Annotated in this window: 19 protein-coding genes; 7 read left to right on the plus strand and 12 right to left on the minus strand. The window is 66.9% G+C overall.

Annotated features, from left to right (window positions below; all coding sequences use genetic code 11):
• The first annotated feature begins 50 nt into the window (after positions 1-50).
• From AC1DP9_RS07690 to AC1DP9_RS07705, 4 genes are read left to right on the plus strand one after another with little or no spacing between them, the layout of a single operon-like run.
• Positions 51-947, plus strand: a complete 897-nt coding sequence (locus AC1DP9_RS07690; RefSeq protein WP_092291427.1) for a lysophospholipid acyltransferase family protein — start codon at positions 51-53, stop codon at positions 945-947.
• A complete protein-coding gene (locus AC1DP9_RS07695; protein WP_092291425.1) occupies positions 944-1,837 on the plus strand; it encodes a lipid A biosynthesis lauroyl acyltransferase in 894 nt (297 codons plus the stop codon). The genes AC1DP9_RS07690 and AC1DP9_RS07695 overlap by 4 nt, the downstream gene beginning before the upstream one ends.
• 14 nt (positions 1,838-1,851) lie before the next feature.
• Positions 1,852-2,718 (plus strand): diaminopimelate epimerase, encoded by an 867-nt coding sequence (gene dapF, locus AC1DP9_RS07700; protein WP_477106979.1) that lies wholly within the window; start codon positions 1,852-1,854, stop codon positions 2,716-2,718.
• Positions 2,719-2,755: 37 nt separating this feature from the next.
• Positions 2,756-3,565: a PPK2 family polyphosphate kinase gene (locus tag AC1DP9_RS07705; RefSeq protein WP_477106980.1), complete on the plus strand. Its 810-nt coding sequence runs from the start codon at positions 2,756-2,758 to the stop codon at positions 3,563-3,565.
• Between the two features lie 10 nt (positions 3,566-3,575).
• Here AC1DP9_RS07705 and AC1DP9_RS07710 read toward each other — a convergent pair whose 3' ends face one another.
• Positions 3,576-4,919 (minus strand): DUF3734 domain-containing protein, encoded by a 1,344-nt coding sequence (locus AC1DP9_RS07710; RefSeq protein WP_477106981.1) that lies wholly within the window; start codon positions 4,917-4,919, stop codon positions 3,576-3,578.
• Positions 4,920-4,973: 54 nt separating this feature from the next.
• Positions 4,974-5,651, minus strand: coding sequence for an orotate phosphoribosyltransferase (gene pyrE, locus AC1DP9_RS07715; protein ID WP_441591415.1), 678 nt, complete (start codon positions 5,649-5,651; stop codon positions 4,974-4,976).
• 31 nt (positions 5,652-5,682) lie between these two features.
• Here pyrE and AC1DP9_RS07720 point away from each other — a divergent pair, with 31 nt between their 5' ends.
• Complete coding sequence (locus tag AC1DP9_RS07720; RefSeq protein WP_477106982.1) at positions 5,683-6,459, plus strand: exodeoxyribonuclease III; 777 nt, start codon at positions 5,683-5,685, stop codon at positions 6,457-6,459.
• Between the two features lie 36 nt (positions 6,460-6,495).
• Here AC1DP9_RS07720 and AC1DP9_RS07725 read toward each other — a convergent pair whose 3' ends face one another.
• On the minus strand, positions 6,496-6,897 hold the full coding sequence (locus tag AC1DP9_RS07725) for a type II TA system antitoxin MqsA family protein (RefSeq protein WP_477106983.1): 402 nt from the start codon (positions 6,895-6,897) through the stop codon (positions 6,496-6,498).
• A gap of 30 nt (positions 6,898-6,927) precedes the next feature.
• Positions 6,928-7,224: a type II toxin-antitoxin system MqsR family toxin gene (locus AC1DP9_RS07730; protein ID WP_092291411.1), complete on the minus strand. Its 297-nt coding sequence runs from the start codon at positions 7,222-7,224 to the stop codon at positions 6,928-6,930.
• Positions 7,225-7,386: 162 nt separating this feature from the next.
• Here AC1DP9_RS07730 and argC point away from each other — a divergent pair, with 162 nt between their 5' ends.
• Positions 7,387-8,334: an N-acetyl-gamma-glutamyl-phosphate reductase gene (gene argC, locus AC1DP9_RS07735; RefSeq protein WP_477106984.1), complete on the plus strand. Its 948-nt coding sequence runs from the start codon at positions 7,387-7,389 to the stop codon at positions 8,332-8,334.
• A 75-nt stretch (positions 8,335-8,409) separates the two neighbouring features.
• On the opposite strand, the gene AC1DP9_RS07740 is transcribed toward argC, so the two are convergent.
• Positions 8,410-8,883, minus strand: a complete 474-nt coding sequence (locus tag AC1DP9_RS07740) for an excinuclease ATPase (RefSeq protein WP_092291407.1) — start codon at positions 8,881-8,883, stop codon at positions 8,410-8,412.
• A gap of 116 nt (positions 8,884-8,999) precedes the next feature.
• On the minus strand, positions 9,000-9,920 hold the full coding sequence (locus AC1DP9_RS07745) for a M48 family metallopeptidase (RefSeq protein ID WP_177219863.1): 921 nt from the start codon (positions 9,918-9,920) through the stop codon (positions 9,000-9,002).
• Between the two features lie 148 nt (positions 9,921-10,068).
• Between AC1DP9_RS07745 and AC1DP9_RS07750 the strand changes: the two genes are divergently transcribed.
• On the plus strand, positions 10,069-11,352 hold the full coding sequence (locus AC1DP9_RS07750; RefSeq protein ID WP_092291405.1) for a muropeptide transporter: 1,284 nt from the start codon (positions 10,069-10,071) through the stop codon (positions 11,350-11,352).
• Positions 11,353-11,358: 6 nt separating this feature from the next.
• Here the strand turns inward: AC1DP9_RS07750 and AC1DP9_RS07755 are convergent, their stop codons facing one another.
• The 6 genes from AC1DP9_RS07755 to argB all read right to left on the minus strand — a co-directional run bounded on the left by AC1DP9_RS07755 (position 11,359) and on the right by argB (position 17,052).
• Positions 11,359-12,189 (minus strand): acyl-CoA thioesterase, encoded by an 831-nt coding sequence (locus AC1DP9_RS07755; RefSeq protein ID WP_477106985.1) that lies wholly within the window; start codon positions 12,187-12,189, stop codon positions 11,359-11,361.
• A gap of 70 nt (positions 12,190-12,259) precedes the next feature.
• A complete protein-coding gene (gene metW, locus AC1DP9_RS07760; protein WP_092291401.1) occupies positions 12,260-12,871 on the minus strand; it encodes a methionine biosynthesis protein MetW in 612 nt (203 codons plus the stop codon).
• Positions 12,868-14,046 (minus strand): homoserine O-succinyltransferase MetX, encoded by a 1,179-nt coding sequence (gene metX, locus AC1DP9_RS07765; protein WP_477106986.1) that lies wholly within the window; start codon positions 14,044-14,046, stop codon positions 12,868-12,870. The genes metW and metX overlap by 4 nt, the downstream gene beginning before the upstream one ends.
• A gap of 300 nt (positions 14,047-14,346) precedes the next feature.
• The gene (gene slmA / locus AC1DP9_RS07770) at positions 14,347-15,006 is read right to left on the minus strand and encodes a nucleoid occlusion factor SlmA (protein WP_477106987.1); all 660 of its coding nucleotides are present in this window, start codon (positions 15,004-15,006) and stop codon (positions 14,347-14,349) included.
• On the minus strand, positions 15,003-16,055 hold the full coding sequence (locus AC1DP9_RS07775) for a pyrimidine 5'-nucleotidase (RefSeq protein ID WP_477106988.1): 1,053 nt from the start codon (positions 16,053-16,055) through the stop codon (positions 15,003-15,005). The genes slmA and AC1DP9_RS07775 overlap by 4 nt, the downstream gene beginning before the upstream one ends.
• Positions 16,056-16,134: 79 nt before the next feature.
• Positions 16,135-17,052, minus strand: a complete 918-nt coding sequence (gene argB, locus AC1DP9_RS07780) for an acetylglutamate kinase (protein ID WP_092291393.1) — start codon at positions 17,050-17,052, stop codon at positions 16,135-16,137.
• Between the last annotated feature and the right edge of the window lie 130 nt (positions 17,053-17,182).

Here is a 17,182-nt window from a genome sequence, read left to right on the forward strand (position 1 = left end):
CGATTCCCCGTCGACAAGCCTTTTTTGCCCGTATTTCCACGTTTGGCCCCATGACCTTTATCTTCTGGCTCATCTCCCTCCTGCCCCTGCGCGTGCTGCACGCCATCGGCGGCGCGCTGGGCCTGCTCGCGGCGCGGCTCCCGGGCCGCTATGGCCAGCGCCTGACCGAGAACTTCCGCCACGCCTACCCGGACGTCACCGACGCCATGCTGGCCGAGGCCGCGCGCGCCACGGGCCGCCTGATCCTGGAAATGCCGTACTTCTGGAGCCGCAAGACGCTGGACGCCGCGCTCTACAACTTCGACGACTCGCTCTGGCCCACGCTGAACCGGCTCCAGATGCAGGCCAACGGCATCATCATCCTGACCCCGCACCTGGGCTGCTTCGAAGTGCTGCCGCAGTCGCACGCGGTGCATCGGCCCGTAACCGTGCTGTTCAAGCCGCCGCACCAGCAGTGGCTGCGCGACTTCGTCGAACGGATGCGAAGCCGGCCGGGCATCTCGATGGCGCCTGCCACGCCGCGCGGTGTGCGGATGCTGGTCAAGGCGCTCAAGCGCGGCGAGGCCGTCGGCATCCTGCCCGATCAGGTGCCAAGTGCCGGAGACGGCGCCTGGGCGCCGTTCTTCGGCAAGCCGGCCTATTCGATGACGCTGGTGCACCGCCTGCACCGCCTGACCAACGCACCGGTGGTGATGATGTTCGCCGAGCGCCTGCCCAAGGGCGCCGGCTATGTCGGCCATATGCGCCTGGTGGGCTGTGGCGGCGTGCTGGCCGCCGAGGTGGAGGCCGCCGCCGCCCAGATCAACCGCGCGGTCGAGGAGTCGATTGCGATGGTGCCCACCCAATACCTCTGGGGCTACAACCGCTACAAGCAGCCCACCGGCGCCCCGCCGCCCCCCGACCTGACCAGCCAGCCGCAGGCGGCCCCCCAAGACATCATCCAATGAGCCGAATCTTTACCTGGCTCGGCATCGGCCTGCTGACCGTGCTGGGCAAGTTGCCGTATCCGTTCGTCGCGCGCTTCGGCGAAGGGCTGGGCGGCCTGCTTTACCGGATTCCGAACGGCCGCCGCGAGGTGGTGCGCGCCAACCTGCGGCTCTGTTTCCCGGAAAAATCCGAGGCCGAGATCGACGAGATGTCGCGCGAGACCTTCCGCCACATCTTCCGCAGCTTTGCCGAGCGCGGCATCTTCTGGACCGGCAGCGAGGCGCAGATGCGCCGCTGGGTGCAGATCGACGACCAGGCCAACCTTGTGGCGCTGGACGGCAAGCCCCATATCCTCGTGACCATGCACCTCTCGGGCGTGGAGGCGGGCGCGATCCGGCTGACCATCCACCTGCGCGACCACGTGGGCCGCTCCGGGGCTTCGCTGTATACAAAGCAGAAGAACGCGCTGTTCGACGATTTCCTGAAGCACGCGCGCGGCCGCTTCGGCGCGAACATGATTTCGCGCAACGACAGCGCGCGGAACATCCTGCGCTGCCTGAAGAAGGGCGAGGCGCTGCAACTGATCGCCGACATGGACTTCGGCGAGCGCGACTCGGAATTCGTGCCGTTTTTCGGCGTGGAGGCGCTCACGCTGACCTCCGTGTCGCGGCTGGCGCGGCTGACCGGCGCCAAGGTCGTGCCGATCTATACCGAGATGCTGCCCGACTACAAGGGCTATGTGCTGCACATCCTGCCCGCCTGGGACGACTACCCCGGCGACAGCGTGACCGACGACACGCGGCGCATGAACGCCTTCTTCGAGGACGCCATCCGCCCGCGCGTGACCGAGTACTACTGGGTGCACAAGCGCTTCAAGCATCGGCCACCCGGCGAGCCAGAGATTTACTAGCTACAATCCGAGCCATGAAACTCCAGTTCACCAAGATGCACGGCGCCGGCAACGACTTCGTCGTGCTGGACGGCTTCCACCAGACGCTCGACCTGACCGAGGCCCAGTGGCGCGCGCTCGCCAGCCGGCACTTTGGCGTGGGCGCGGACCAGATCCTGATCGTCGAGAAATCGACGCGCCCGGACGTGGACTTCCGCTACCGGATCTTCAATGCCGATGGCGGCGAGGTGGAGCATTGCGGCAACGGCGCGCGCTGTTTCGTGCGCTTTGTCACGGACAAGGGCATGACCGACAAGCGCTCGGTGCGCGTGGAGGTGATGAACGGCGTGATCACGCTGACCCTGCAGGACGACGGCCAGGTCACGGTGGACATGGGCGCGCCCGAGCTGACGCCGGCGCGCGTGCCCTTCCTCGCCGAGGGCCTGCCGACACGCCGCGAGGGCGACGACACGCTCTATGGCCTCGAAGTGAACGGCCGCACGGCGTGGATCACGCCGGTGTCGATGGGCAATCCGCACGCGGTGCAGGTCGTGGACGATACCGAGCAGTTCCCGGTGCTCCAGGACGGCCCGGTGATCGAACACCATCAGACGTTTCCGAAGCGGGTGAACGCCGGCTTCATGCAGATCGTGGACCGCAGCACCGTGCGGCTGCGCGTGTTCGAGCGCGGCGCCGGCGAGACGCTGGCCTGCGGCACGGGCGCCTGCGCGGCCGTGGTGGCCGGCATCCGGCGCGGTCTGCTGGACTCGCCGGTCAAGGTCCACACCCATGGCGGCGACCTGACCATCGCCTGGAACGGCGCGGGCCAGCCCGTGCAGATGACCGGCCCGGCGACCACCGTGTTCGAAGGCACTATTGACCTCGCCGCACTGAACGCGTGACTATGGGGGCTCCGCAGGCCACGCCACCGGAGACCCCATGACGCTGGACGATTTCCGCATCACCAGTAGTAAAAAATTCAATCTGGCCGATTTCGACCCGCACAGCAAACCGCTGTCGCAGGGCGACAAGGCCGCCGACCTCGCGCGGCTGGAGGCCCTCTCGGGCGAACTCGACGCGCTCCAGGACATCTTCTACGCCGAGCACCGCCGCAAGGTGCTGGTCATCCTGCAGGGCATGGATACCAGCGGCAAGGACGGCACCGTGCGCTCGGTCTTCCGCAGCTTCGATCCGCTTGGCATCCGCGTGGTGAGCTTCAAGGCCCCTACCGCCGAGGAACTGGCGCGCGACTACCTGTGGCGCGTGCACGCGCAGGTGCCCCGCGCCGGCGAGATCGCGCTGTTCAATCGCAGCCACTACGAGGACGTGCTGATCACGCGCGTGCATGGCTGGATCGATGAGGCCGAGTGCGAGCGCCGCTACAAGCAGATCCGCGCGTTCGAGTCCCTGCTGACCGATACCGGCACGACCATCGTGAAGTGCTTTCTTCATATATCGAAGGACGAGCAGAAGGAACGGCTCGAGGCGCGCATCGCCGATCCGCAGAAGCACTGGAAGTTCGACACGCAGGACCTGGCCGAGCGCAAGTACTGGAAGGAATATCAGGGAGCCTACGAGGCCGCCATCGCCGCCACGGCCACGCCGAGTTGCCCGTGGTACATCGTGCCGGCCGACTCGAAGACCCACCGCAATCTGATGGTGGCCGAGATCATGGCGGCCGTGTTCCGCCAGCTCAAGCCAGAATACCCGCCGCCCAAGCCGGAGCTGGCGAAGCTAAAGGTGGAGTAGGGGCCGGCGGTCAGTCGCTGCCGTTGCCGCGATGCACGTCGTGGGTGACGAACGGCCGCTCGGGGCCGGGCATCGCCAGCCATTTGGGGTGCTTGAGCGTGTCGCGGATATCGTCGAGCCCGCTCGCCCAGTGCTCGTGCATCGTCAGCAGGCCGAACTGGTAGTCCTTGGCGCTGCCCTCGAACGACTTGTCGCGGTAGATCAGCTGGATCACGTTACGGCGCGCGTCGCAGGCATGGTCGGCGGCGCGCTTGTACCAGGGGTCGTTGCGCTTGGAAGCCGGCACCAGCGCCATCAGCTCGCTCAGCATGCGGCGGTAGTTCTGCTGCTCGCGCATGACGTCCGTGATGGCGCGCGTGCGGCTGGAATACTGGATGTCCTTCTGGCGCTCGGCCACGTCGAGCAGATTGTGCGGCAGCTTGCCGCGCGCGCTCCAAAGGTCCACCTGGAAGATCAGGGCGTCCCGGCGCGGCTGGGCGGTCAGCACCTCCTGTAGCGGCGTGTTCGAGACCAGGCCGCCGTCCCAGTAATACTCGCCATCGATCTCCACGGCCGGGAACCCGGGCGGCAGCGCGCCGGACGCCATGAAGTGCTCGGCGCGCAGCCGCTGGCGCGTGTTGTCGAAATACGCGAAATTACCCGTGCGCACGTTCACGGCACCCACCGAGACGCGCATCTCCTTCGGATGGTTGATGCGGTCGAAATCGGCAAAACGCTCCAGCGTGGCCTTCAGCGGCCCAGTGTCGTAATAGCTGGCGCGGCCCGGGTCTTCACCGCGGCCCCAGAGATCGGTGATAGCGCGTGGCGAGAAGAAGCCGCGCTGGCCTTCGATCATCGCGCGGGCGGCGTTGAGGCTGTCGAACCAGATCCGCATCGGCTCCGGCCACGTGGGCGCGGTCTCGGTCAGCAGCTCCAGCGGCAGGCCGGGCAGCCACGGCTGGGCGCAGATGTATTCCCAGAACGCGCGCAACTGCGTCACGCGGGTTTCAGGCGGATTGCCGGCGATGACCGCCGCGTTGAGCGCGCCGATCGAGATACCCGCGATCCAGTTCGGATGAATGCCGCCTTCGGCCAGGCCCTGGTAGACACCGGCCTGGTAGGCACCGAGCGCGCCGCCGCCTTGCAGCACCAGCGCGCGGATCGCATAGGCTTCGTGGGCGGGGCCGTCGCCCGGCAGCGCATCAGGGGCGCAGTGGTCGCTCACTGCGGCGCGCTTGGGCGCCTTGGTGCGCTTCGCCCGGGCCGGCGTGGCCGTCGACGCGGAGTCTTGCGGCGGCGCGCCCTGTTCGCCCAGTTCGCGCCCGATTGCCTGCTTGGTCGCCTGTTTTACCTGCTGTTGCCGCTTGCCCGCCACGCCATGCTCCCTCGAAGTTGAGCCTGGGCGCCCCATGGCGCCCGCTCCGGCGCGTCAGACGCCGTACGTCTGACGATAGGCCGCGACGGCCGCCCGGGAGTTCCCGAGCGCGGGGTCGTTCGACGCGTCGAGGTAGGCCAGCAGGTCCTTGAGGCTGGCGATCGAGATCACGGGCACGCCGTATTCGCGCTGCACGTCCTGCACGGCCGAATGCGTGCCGATCTTGTCGGCGGTGCCGCTTTTCTCCATGCGGTCCAGCGCGATCAGCACGGCGGCCGGCTCGGCGCCAGCGGCGCGAATCAGCTGCATCGACTCCCGCACGGAGGTGCCGGCCGAGATCACGTCATCGATGATCACTACCTTGCCCTGCAGCTTGGCGCCGACCAGCGTGCCGCCTTCGCCATGGTCCTTGGCTTCCTTGCGGTTGTAGGCAAACCCCACGTCCCGGCCCATGCCGGCCAGCGCCACGGCCGTGGCCGAGGCCAGCGTGATGCCCTTGTAGGCCGGCCCGAACAGCACGTCGAACTCGAGGCCCGAGTTGAGCAGGGTTTTCGCATAGAATTGCGCCACCTGACCCAGCATCGCGCCCTGGTTGAACAGGCCGGCGTTGAAGAAGTAAGGCGACTTGCGGCCCGCCTTGGTCACGAACTCGCCAAAGGACAGCACGCCCGCATCGAGCGCGAAGCGGATAAAGGTCTGGCTGAGGTCGTCCGGCGTGGTCTGCTGCGTCATCTTTTCTCTCTGAATTTCAAAATTTCCCGAGATGTTACGGATTATCAGCGCCAACCTCAACGGCATCCGCTCCGCGGCCAAGAAGGGCTTTTTCGAGTGGATGGGCAAGCAGGACGCGGACATGATCTGCGTGCAGGAACTGAAAGCCCAGGAAGCCGACATGACCGAGGCGTTCCTGGCGCCACATGGCTACCACGGCTTTTTCCACTATGCCGAGAAGAAAGGCTACAGCGGCGTGGGCCTGTACACGCGCCACAAGCCCGAGCGGGTGGTCACCGGCTTCGGTGTGCCCGAGTTCGACGCCGAGGGCCGCTACGTGGAAGTGCAGTATCCGCACCTTGCGGTGATCTCGGTCTACGTGCCGTCCGGCTCCAGCGGGGAAGAACGTCAGCAGGCCAAGTTCCGCTTCATGGAAGCCTTCCTCCCCCACCTGCTGCAACTGAAGGCCAGCGGGCGCGAGGTCGTTTTGTGCGGTGACGTCAACATCGCCCACAAGGAAATCGACATCAAGAACTGGAAGGGCAATCTCAAGAACTCCGGTTTCCTGCCCGAGGAGCGCGCCTGGATTGGTGAACTGTTCGATAACCACGGCTATGTGGACGTCTTCCGCCAGCTCGACCAACGCCCGGACCAGTACACCTGGTGGAGCAACCGCGGCCAGGCCTACGCGAAGAACGTCGGCTGGCGCATCGACTACCACCTGACCACCGACAAGATCGCCGCCACGGCCCGCGCCTGCGCCATCTACAAGGACGAGAAGTTCAGCGACCACGCCCCGCTGTCGATCGACTACGATTTTCCGCTGTAGGCGGGGCGCCCGGGCGGGATGCCGGGGCCGGCGCGCTCAGTTGGCGCGGATTTCTTCCAGCAGGTTCGGGTGGCGATCCAGCAACTTGAGCAGCTTTACCAGCGCCAGCGGCGGCTTGGTCCGGCCGGTCTCGTAGCGCGAGAACGCATTGACCCCGCCGCCGAAGATCTCGCCAGCCTCCCGCTGGTCGAGTTCCAGCTTGCGGCGCACCGACACGATGAACGCCGGATCGACGATAGCGGCGTTGACCTGCTTGTTGAAGGCAACCATCAACTGGCCGATCCGCTCATCTTCATCGAGATTAAGAACCCCTTCACCGCAGGCGGGACACCAGTCCGCCAGCACGCCTTCGATCACCATGGTTTCGCCGCGATAGTCGTAGGGCATGTCCTGCCGCTCCCTGACCAGTTCGGATCCTCCGCATTCCGGGCATCTCATATCCCGACTCCTTTTTCGAGGTGGTGCTCTTTACAGCACCTTGAATGACACAATCACCAGTTGCTCGATCACGCTGAGCTTCAGGTAGAGCGACCCATAGGGGGTGACGGGGTGGTAGACGTCCTGCCAGACTCGATGATCCGCGTGCGTTGTCATGCTCTTATACAAGTCGCTTCGCTCAAGCCGCGCCAGGATGTCAATCACCTCCCTCCGACTCAACCCCATTGCCCGATAGCTCCGGGAAGCTGAGGTGGTGAACCGCAACCTCCCCTCCGTCACCAACGCCCTCACCACAGAGAGCTTGTAATGCGCTGACGATTTCTCCATGCAAAATTAACCTACTTGGTTATTACCTGCAAGCCCCGGAATGTGTCGGACCGCAACCGCCTCTCCCGCGTAAACCCTGCGCCCGCCCCCTAACCTCGCTACAATGCAGGTTCGCTGCCCCGTTGGGCAGGCGACTTTTCGCATTTTCAGAGTGAGTCAGCCATGGTTTTCAAAGTGTTCGTCGATGGTCAGGAAGGCACCACCGGTCTCCGGCTGCTGGACTACCTCTCGGGTCGCTCCGATGTGGAGCTGCTGCGCATTGCCGATGACAAGCGCAAGGACCCGCAAGAGCGAGCACGCTTCCTGAATGCATCGGATGTCTCGTTCCTGTGCCTGCCGGACGTGGCCTCGCGTGAGGCCGTGTCGCTGGTGACCAATCCCAATACCTGCGTGATCGACGCCAGCACGGCGTTCCGCACCACGGACTCGTGGGCCTATGGCCTGCCCGAGCTGACCCGTGGCCAGCGCGAGAAGGTGCGCGCCAGCAAGCGCATCGCGGTGCCGGGCTGCCACGCCAGCGCCTTCGTGCTGGCCGTGCGTCCGCTCGTGGAAGCGGGCCTGATGCCGGCCGACTACCCGATTTCGGCGTTCTCGCTGACCGGCTACAGCGGCGGCGGCAAGAAGATGATTGCCGAGTTCGAGGCGGGCGGGAATCCGCGTCTCGATAGCCCGCGCCCCTACGCGCTGAGCCTCGAGCACAAGCACCTGCCCGAGATGCGCGTGCAGGCCGGCCTGGCCCAGGCGCCGATCTTCAACCCGATCGTCGGCAACTTCCTGAAGGGTCTGGCCGTGACGGTGCCGGTGTTCCCGGCGCTGCTGTCGCGCAAGGCCGATGCCGAGGCCATCCTCGACATCTACCGCAAGCATTACGAGGGCGAGCAGTTCGTGCGCGTGCATCCGTTCAATAGCGATGCCAACCTCGACGGCGGCTTCTTCGACGTCCAGGCCAGCAACGACACCAATCGCGTGGACCTGTTCGTGTTCGGCAATGGCGAGCGCCTGAATCTGGTCGCACGCCTGGACAACCTCGGCAAGGGCGCCGCCGGCGCGGCCGTGCAATGCATGAACGTGCATGTGGGCGCCGACGAGGCGACCGGGCTGACCGCCTGACGCGTCACCAACCCGTCGCACAATAAGAAAAGCCGGCTTCGCGCCGGCTTTTCGCTTTCCTGGGATCCGGCTGGCCTAGCTGCCGGTCTTGACCAGCGTCGCCTTCAGCGCCACGCCGATATACGCCGCGCCCTTGGCGCAGACGTAGGTGGTATCGCTGGAGGTCTCGTCGTCCTTCCAGTTGCTGCGGATCTCCATCACCGCATTGCTGCCGCCCTGGGCCGCGCGCTGCTGGAGGTCCTGCACAGCCTGCACGAACACCGTTTCGCACAGCTGGGCATCCGTCAGCACCGGGCCCTCCTGCACCTTGTTCACCGGCCGGCGCACGCGCTTCACCGTCTTGTACAAGGTGGGATCCGTGGCGCCCTCAAGCCGGTTGAAGCCGAACAGCAGCTTCGTGTTCGGGTCGATGCGTTCCTTGGCGGCCTGGCTAGCCAGTGCCTGGTCGATCGGCATCGTCAGCAGCGTGTCGGCGGCGCTGGCCACGCCCGACGCGCCCGCAGCCACCAGCGCGGCCGCTACCAGGCCGCAGCGCAATCCAGTCCTCATGGTCTTTCTCCCTGATCAAGGTTGAGAATCTCAGCGCGCCAAAGCCTGTTGCAGGGGCGTTGGCGCCACTTTTCCATCCTACAGGAATCGCCGATAACCTGAGTCGACGGCCGTCTTTACTTTTTTAGTGGACGCTGGCTGTCGTCGTCGCCGGCATCGACCGGGGCACCGCCCAGGTTAGCCATATTGGGCGTGTGGGCGGGCAGCTTCTCCATCGGCATGTTCATGGCGCGGGCGTAGAGCGGCATCACCTCGGCCATGTGCGCCTCAAGCACGGCGATGCGGCTGCGGCCGGACGGGTGCGTGGACTTGAACTCGTCGCCCATCTCCAGCACCGTGCCCATCTTGCGCCACAGCGTGACGGCGGCGCGCGGGTCGTAGCCGGCGCGGGCGGCGATGTCCATGCCAATCAGGTCCGCCTCGGTTTCCTCAAGCCGCGAAAACCGCAGCGAAACGAGCCGGGCATTGTTGCCGATATCGAAATTGCCGAGATTGCCGAAGCCGGTCAGCTGGGACACCACGTTGGCGCCAAGATTCGAGATCTCGGACTGCGCCGCGCGCTGCCGGGCGTGTTCCTCCAGCGCGTGGGCGATCTCGTGGCCCATCACCATGGCCACTTCGTCGTCGGTGAGCTTGAGCTGGTCGAGCAGGCCGGAGTAGACCGCCATCTTGCCGCCGGGCATGCAGAACGCGTTGACCAGCTTCGACTCGATCAGGTTGATCTCCCACGCCCAGCGGCCGGCGCGTGGGTTCCACAGCACGGTCTCGGGCAGCAGCCGGATGCCGATCTCGCGCAGGCGCTTCACCTGCGGGTTGTCGTCGCCGGCCAGCGTGTGCTTGGCGATGGCTTCCTGCTTGATCTGTTCGTACTCGCGGGCAGCCTGCTGGTCGATGACTTCCATCGGCACGATCGTGCGCACGCGCGAGTAGCGGCGCTCCACGCGCACGCCGTCGTCGGGCGCGGCTACCAGGGCCACTTCCTGCGCGATGGCCGGCACGGTTGCGCACGCGGCGCAGGACCAAGCCAGCCAGGTCAGCCATCCCGGGCGCCGGGGCGTGCGGCACGGTGGCAACGGCGATTCGTTCGACGCGATCAGGGTCACGGCAGGGCTCGGCGCGATAAGGGTCGACAAACGGCGTCGAATCGATGAGTGGGGACGCAAACGGTGATGCAATAATACATCCATGACGTTCCAAGACTACCTCGACATTTTCCGCAATCGCCGCATCGGCGCCATGCTGACGCTGGGCTTCGCGTCCGGGCTGCCGCTCGCGCTGACCTCGGGCACGCTCCAGGCCTGGATGACCGTGGAGGGGCTCGACATCAAGACCATCGGCTTCTTCTCGCTGGTCGGGCAGGCGTACATCTTCAAGTTCCTGTGGGCGCCGCTGATGGACCGCTACACGCCGCCCCTGCTGGGCCGGCGGCGCGGCTGGCTGCTGGTGACGCAGCTCGGGCTGGTGGCCAGCATCGCCGCCATGGCGTTCTGCCCGCCGCGCGAGGCGCTCTGGGCGCTGGCGGCGCTGGCCACGCTGGTGGCGTTCCTGTCGGCGTCGCAGGACATTGTGTTCGATGCCTACAGCACCGACGTGCTGCGCCCGGCCGAGCGCGGCGCCGGCGCGGCGGTCAAGGTGCTCGGCTACCGGCTGGCGATGCTGGTCTCGGGCGGGCTGGCGCTGTACCTGGCGGACCGCGTGCTGGGCTGGTCCAGCATGTACCTGCTGATGGCGGCGCTGATGTCGGTAGGGCTGCTGACGCTGCTCTGGGCGCCCGAACCGGACGTGCCGGCGCGCCAGCCGCGCACGCTGGAGGAGGCCGTGGTCGGCCCGCTGCGCGACTTCTTCGGGCGCCAGGGCGCGTGGTGGCTGCTGCTGCTGATCGTGCTCTACAAGCTGGGCGATGCCTTCGCCGGCAGCCTGTCCACCACGTTCCTGATCCGGGGCCTGGGCTTCGATCCGGGCGAGGTGGGCATCGTCAACAAGACGCTGGGCCTCGCGGCGACGATCATCGGCGCGCTGTTCGGTGGGTCGCTGATGGTGCGGCTCGGGCTGTACCGGTCGCTGATGCTGTTCGGCATCCTGCAGGCGGTGTCGAACCTCGGCTACTGGGTGCTCTCGGTCACGCCGCCCCATATCTGGAGCATGGGTGCGACCATCGCCATCGAGAATATCTGCGGCGGCATGGGCACGGCGGCCTTCGTGGCGCTGCTGATGACGCTCTGCAACCGCTCGTTCTCGGCCACGCAGTACGCGTTGCTGTCGGCGCTGGCGTCGATCGGCCGGGTCTACGTGGGGCCGACCTCGGGCTATATGGTCGAAGCCTGGGGCTGGGCGCCCTTCTACCTCGGCACCGTGGTGGCAGCCGTGCCCGGCGTGGCCCTGCTCTGGGCGATGCGCGGCACGGTCCACCGCTACGAGGCCCAGGCGCGCGAGCCGGCCAAGGAGCCGGGCGTCCCTCGTCCGGCCTGATCGGCCTTATTCCTTGTAGTAGACGATCTGGTGCGACGAGGCCAGCAGCACGCCGCTGGCGCTCCAGATCTGCGCGCTCTGGTCGAAGAAGCCCTGGCGGAACACCTGCGCCCGCGCGCTGCCGAGCACGTGGCTGTCGCCCAACTCGGCCAGCGTGGCCGCATCGGCATGGAAATAGGTCGTGATCGACACCGTGCCGGCCGGCACGAAGCCGGCGCGCTTGAGGAAAATGCGCGGATAGAAGGCGTCGCACCAGGCCGCCACGGCGGCGTAGTCGGGCGTGCGGGCCGGTTCGTCACGCAGCCAGAACTGGGTCAGGCTGTCCGGATGCTCGGTGCCGACGGCGGTTGAGGGCTTGGCGCCGCGCACCGCGCGCATGTCGTAGCTGCCGATCCAGCGCACCGGCGCGAAGCCGCCCATGCCGGGCAGGGTGTCAGCGGGCGGCACATCGGGCATGACGGCTTCGCCGCTGCCCCAGGTCTCGCGCCGCACGGCGAAGACCGCGCTGCCGGTGGTCGTCACCTCGCCGTTCTGGCGCAATTCCAGATGCCAGTGCTGGGTGGACCGGTTGGTCCGCGACGGACGCGCCTCGATCTCGAACGGCCCTTCGGCAATCGGCCCGGCGAAGTTCACCGTCAGCGCAATCGGATCGCCCAGCCGCTCGGGATGGCTCAACGCCGCCTGGAGGAGCGTGGCCGCCGTCATCCCGCCGAACGGGCCAATCATGTTCCAGTAGGCCTGGCTGGTATGACCCAGGAAGCGGTGCTCGCCGGCTGGCTCCAGCGCCAGGGCGAGGTCGAACGGATGTTGCGAGTCGGTGTGGGGCGCTTGGGTCATGGCAAAAATAGTACGATCGTTCGGTAATCGTCGTACGGTATGCCGACCCGGCCCCCGCGTCAAGCCGGGTTCACACCGCGCAAACCCGGTACACCGCCAGGCTGCCGCGCCAGTTCTCGCCCCAGTTCACGGTCACGCCCTCGTGCATCACCACGCGGTCCAGCACGCGCAGGCCCACCTTGGGCGCCAGCCCCTCGAAGTCGCTGATGGTCAGCACACGCACGTTCGGCGTGTTGTACCACTGGTACGGCAGCGCTTCCGACACCGGCATGCGGCCCCGGAACACCGATAGCCGGTGCGGCCAGTAGCCGAAGTTCGGGAACGAGACGATGCACTCGCGTCCCACCCGCAGGGTGTCGCGCAGCACCTGGGCCGTGTTGTGGATGGTCTGGAGCGTCTGGGACAGGATCACCGTGTCGAAGCTCCGGTCCTCGAACAGCGCCAGCCCGCCCTCCAGGTCCTGCTGGATCACGTGCACGCCCTTCTGGGCGCAGGCCAGCACGCCTTCGTCGCGGATTTCGATGCCATACGCCTGCACGTCCAGTTCGTCCTGGAGCACGCGCAGCAGGCTGCCATCGCCGCAGCCGGCGTCCAGCACCGTGGAGTTGGGCTCGATCCAGCGCGCAATCGCGCGGAAGTCGGGCCGCAGCGCGAGGATATTGGGGTTGGCGGAGGCGTTCATGCGCCGATCTCCTCGGCAATGCGTTCGTAGTAGGCGCGCATCAGGTTGTGGTAGCGCGGATCGTCGAGCAGGAAGGCGTCGTGGCCGTGCGGGGCGTCGATCTCGGCGTACGAAACCGGCCGCTTGTTGTCGAGCAGCGCCTTGACCAGCTCCCGGCTGCGGTTCGGCGCGAAGCGCCAGTCGGTCGTGAAGCTCGCTACCAGGAAGCTGGCCTGGGTGTGGGAGATCGCGCGCTTCAGGTCGCCGCCGTAGGCCAGCGCCGGGTCGAAGTAATCGAGCGCGCGGGTGATCAGCAGGTAGGTGTTGGCGTCGAAGTACTCCGCGAACTTGTCGCCCTGGTAACGCAGGTAGCTTTCCACCTGGAACTCGACGTCGAACGAGAAGCGGATGTCCTCGGACTTCAGCGAGCGGCCGAATTTCTCGGCCATGTCCTCGTCGGACAGGTAAGTGATATGGCCGATCATGCGCGCCACGCGCAGGCCGCGCTTCGGCTTGACGTTGTGCGCGTAGTAGTTGCCGCCGTGGAAGTCCGGGTCCGACAGGATGGCGCTGCGCGCCACCTCGTTGAAGGCGATGTTCTGCGCTGACAGCTTGGGCGTGGACGCCACCACGATGCAGTGGCGCAGCCGGTCCGGGTACATCAGGCTCCAGGCCAGCGCCTGCATGCCGCCGAGGCTGCCGCCCATCACCGCGGCGAACTGCGTGATGCCGAACGCGTCGGCCACGCGCGCCTGGGCGTTGACCCAGTCCTCCACGGTCACCACCGGGAACAGCGCGCCATAGGGCTGGCCGGTGGCCGGATTGGTGCTCATCGGCCCGGTCGAGCCGAAGCAGGAACCAAGGTTGTTCACGCCGATGACGAAGAAGCGGTCGGTATCGAGCGGCTTGCCGGGGCCGACCATGTTGTCCCACCAGCCGATGTCGCGCGGATTGTCCGCCGCGATGCCGGCCACGTGGTGCGAGGCGTTGAGCGCGTGGCACACCAGCACGGCGTTCGATGCCGCCGCGTTGAGCGTGCCGTAGGTTTCCACCATCAGGTCATAGCCGGCCAGCTGGCTGCCGTTGCGCAGCGGCAGCGGCTCGGCGAAGTGCATGCGCCGGGGCGTGACGACGCCGACGGAGCCGGCTGGCAGGTCGGCCTCCGGTACGGCGGCAGGAATAGCAACATCTGTCATGGAGGGGGCCCGCGGCGAGCGGGCATAAAAAAACCCGACTGGCAGTTGCGTGTGTCGCAGCCAAGTCGGGCATGTCGCGGTGTCCCGCGCGTCGGCGCCATATCGTGGATTGCTCCCGCGAGGCACCGACCCAACCTCTTTAGCCGCATTTATAGTGGCAGCCGGCGGTCATCCTGAGATCCCCGTTGGCTGCCGCGCGCCCGCAAGCCAGTCATCAAATCGGCGCGACGCGGCCATTATAGTGCAGTTCCCGGGTGCGCTGCTGGCCGCGTATGACGCGCCCCCGGTCCTCCCGCTGGTTCAGCCCAGCAGGATCCGCAACTGGGCGTCGATGTTCTCGCCCGGCGCCTTGCGGAAGCCGCTCTTCACGTAGCGGTGCCACTGGCCCTGCACGGCCGCCGTGATCAGCGCCACACGCACCGGGATGTCGGCGTCGGCCGGGAAGGCGGCCTGCGTGACGGCCACCTTCAGGCACTGGCGCAGCGACGCCTCGATCCGGTCCACCATCTGGTTGATGCGTTCCTGCAGCCGTTCGTGCTCGCCCACCAGCGCCTCGCCGGTCAGCACGCGCGTCATGCCGGGGTTCTTCTCGGCAAACGACAGCAGCATCCGCACGATGGCCTGCACCTGGCGCAGGCCATGTTCTTCCTGCGCGGTGATCTGGTTGATCAGCCCGAACACGGTCTGCTCGATAAAGCCGATCAGGCCCTCGAACATCTGCGCCTTGCTGGCGAAATGGCGATAGAGCGCGGCTTCCGAGACTGACAGCCTGGCGGCCAGCGCCGCCGTGGTGATCTTTTCCCCGCGCGGATGCTCGAGCATGCCGGCCAGGGTCTGGAGGATCTGGATGCGCCGCTCGCCAGGGCGCGGGCGCTTGCGCGCGGGCCCTTCGGCGGTCTGGATGGCGGTGGCGGCCATCAGCGGCGGCGCCTCCGGCTGGCTTTCAATGGTTTGCGTCATGACCCGGTTCTCCGTATTCGTCGTAGGAGTTGATGCATCGATTGTACTTTTATGTCCACATAGCCGGGCCGATTCACCACGCGCGCCCGTACGCGCGGGGCATGGTCGGGCAACTGCTGCGGCGCCGTGCCGTATTGTGCGCCATCCGCGCCAGGCGGCGGAAGCTGCGCTTCGGCGGCCATCATCGTGACCGATCTTTCCTGGGCGCCGTGGCCCACGTGCTGGCGGTCCTCGGCGGCCAGCGCGGTGCGCGTGGCAGCATCGGCCACCGCGCCCGGCACGGCGGCATCGACCGGGACTGGCGCGGCCGCCGGCACCGGCTGGGGCCGCGACGGCGCCAGCGTGCGCAGGTAGCCCGTCACCCAGGCGGTGCGGATCCCCGTGCCCGCATAGTGTTTCAGATGCGACAGCGTGTCTTCCACCAGCACCGCGCGATGGGGCGCCACGCCGGTACGCGCCAGCAGCCGGCGCAGCATACGGCGGTCAGGCTTGGGCCGCAGATGGCCGTGCACCCACATATCCTCGATGGCCACCACGCGCTCGAAGCAGCGTTCGATGCCGGCAATCGCCATGACCGCCCGGGCGTAGTCGCGCGGCGCGTTGGTGACCAGGATTTTGCGCCCGGGCAGCCGGCGCAGCGCGGCGGCCAGCCCGCGCCGCACGCGCACCATCTCGGCCAGGGCCGGGAAGTCGTGGGCTTCGTGCAGGAAATCGGCCGCATCCACGCCATGGTGGCGGATCATGCCGAGCAGGGTGGCGCCGTAGCGCTGCCAGTACTCCACCCGCACGCGGCTGGCGGTGGCCTCGTCGCTCCCGAGCACGCGCGCCACGTAGGCGGTCATGCGCCGGTTGATGGCCGGGAAGATCGCGTGGGAGGCGTCGTGCAGGGTGTTGTCGAGATCGAACAGCCAGACGATATCGCCCGACTGGTCGCCCGCTGGCCGGCGCACCCGAGGATGCCGGGGGCGTTGCCGCGCGGCGGGAGTCGATGCCTCCGACGGGCGCGCGTGCGCCACGCCGCGGCGCTGGTGAGGTTGTCTGAGGAACACGCCGGGCTGCAGGGGGATGACTGGTGGGAGGGGTGCGGGCGCGGCGGCGTCAATCCGCCCCTGCGCCCGCAAATCCGGCTCAGTGCGAGCGGATCATCGTGCCGAACGCCTGCTCGGTCAGGATTTCCAGCAGCAGCGAGTGCTCGATACGGCCGTCGATGATGTGGACCGAGTGCACGCCGCTCTTGGCGGCATCCAGCGCGGACGAGATCTTCGGCAGCATGCCGCCCGAGATCGTGCCATCGGCGAACAGTTCCTCGATCTCGCGCGCGGACAGGTCGGTCAGCAGGTTGCCCTTCTTGTCCATCACGCCCGGGATGTTGGTCATCATCACCAGCTTCTCGGCCTTGAGGATCTCGGCCATCTTGCCGGCGACCACGTCGGCGTTGATGTTGTACGCCTGGCCGTCGTCGGAGAAGCCGATCGGGGAGATCACCGGGATGAACGCGTCATCCTGCAGCGCCTTGACCACGGCCGGGTTGATCGCCTCGATATCGCCCACGTAGCCGATGTCGATGAAGGTGCCGGGCTTTTCGCGGTCCGGCATCTGCAGGCGCTTGGCGCGGATCAGGCCGCCGTCCTTGCCGGTCAGGCCCACAGCCTGGCCGCCGTACTGGTTGATCAGCATGACGATGTCCTGCTGCACCTCGCCGCCGAGCACCCACTCCACCACTTCCATGGTTTCTTCGTCGGTGACGCGCATGCCCTGGATGAAGGTGCCGACCTTGCCCACCTTCTTCAGGGCTTCGTCGATCTGCGGCCCGCCGCCGTGCACCACCACCGGGTTCATGCCCACCAGCTTCAGCAGGATCACGTCGCGCGCGAAGCCGTGCTTGAGCTTCTCCTCCGTCATCGCATTGCCGCCGTACTTGACCACGATGGTCTTGCCGTGGAACTTGCGGATATAGGGGAGCGCCTCGGCGAGGATCTCGGCCTTGAGGGAGGGGGCGATGGCGGCAACCGTGGTGGTGGCCGGCCCAGGATTGTCGGCGTTCATGGCAAGGGACATCCGTTGGAATCAGCAGGTATCATGGCGAATCCGTCCGCCGGACTGGCTTTGACGGGCAGGCGCCGATTTTACAAGAAACCGCGCGGCACGCGCGAAGACGACAAGAACCTGATCCCCG

This window comes from Cupriavidus sp. 01L43 (genome assembly GCF_056399925.1).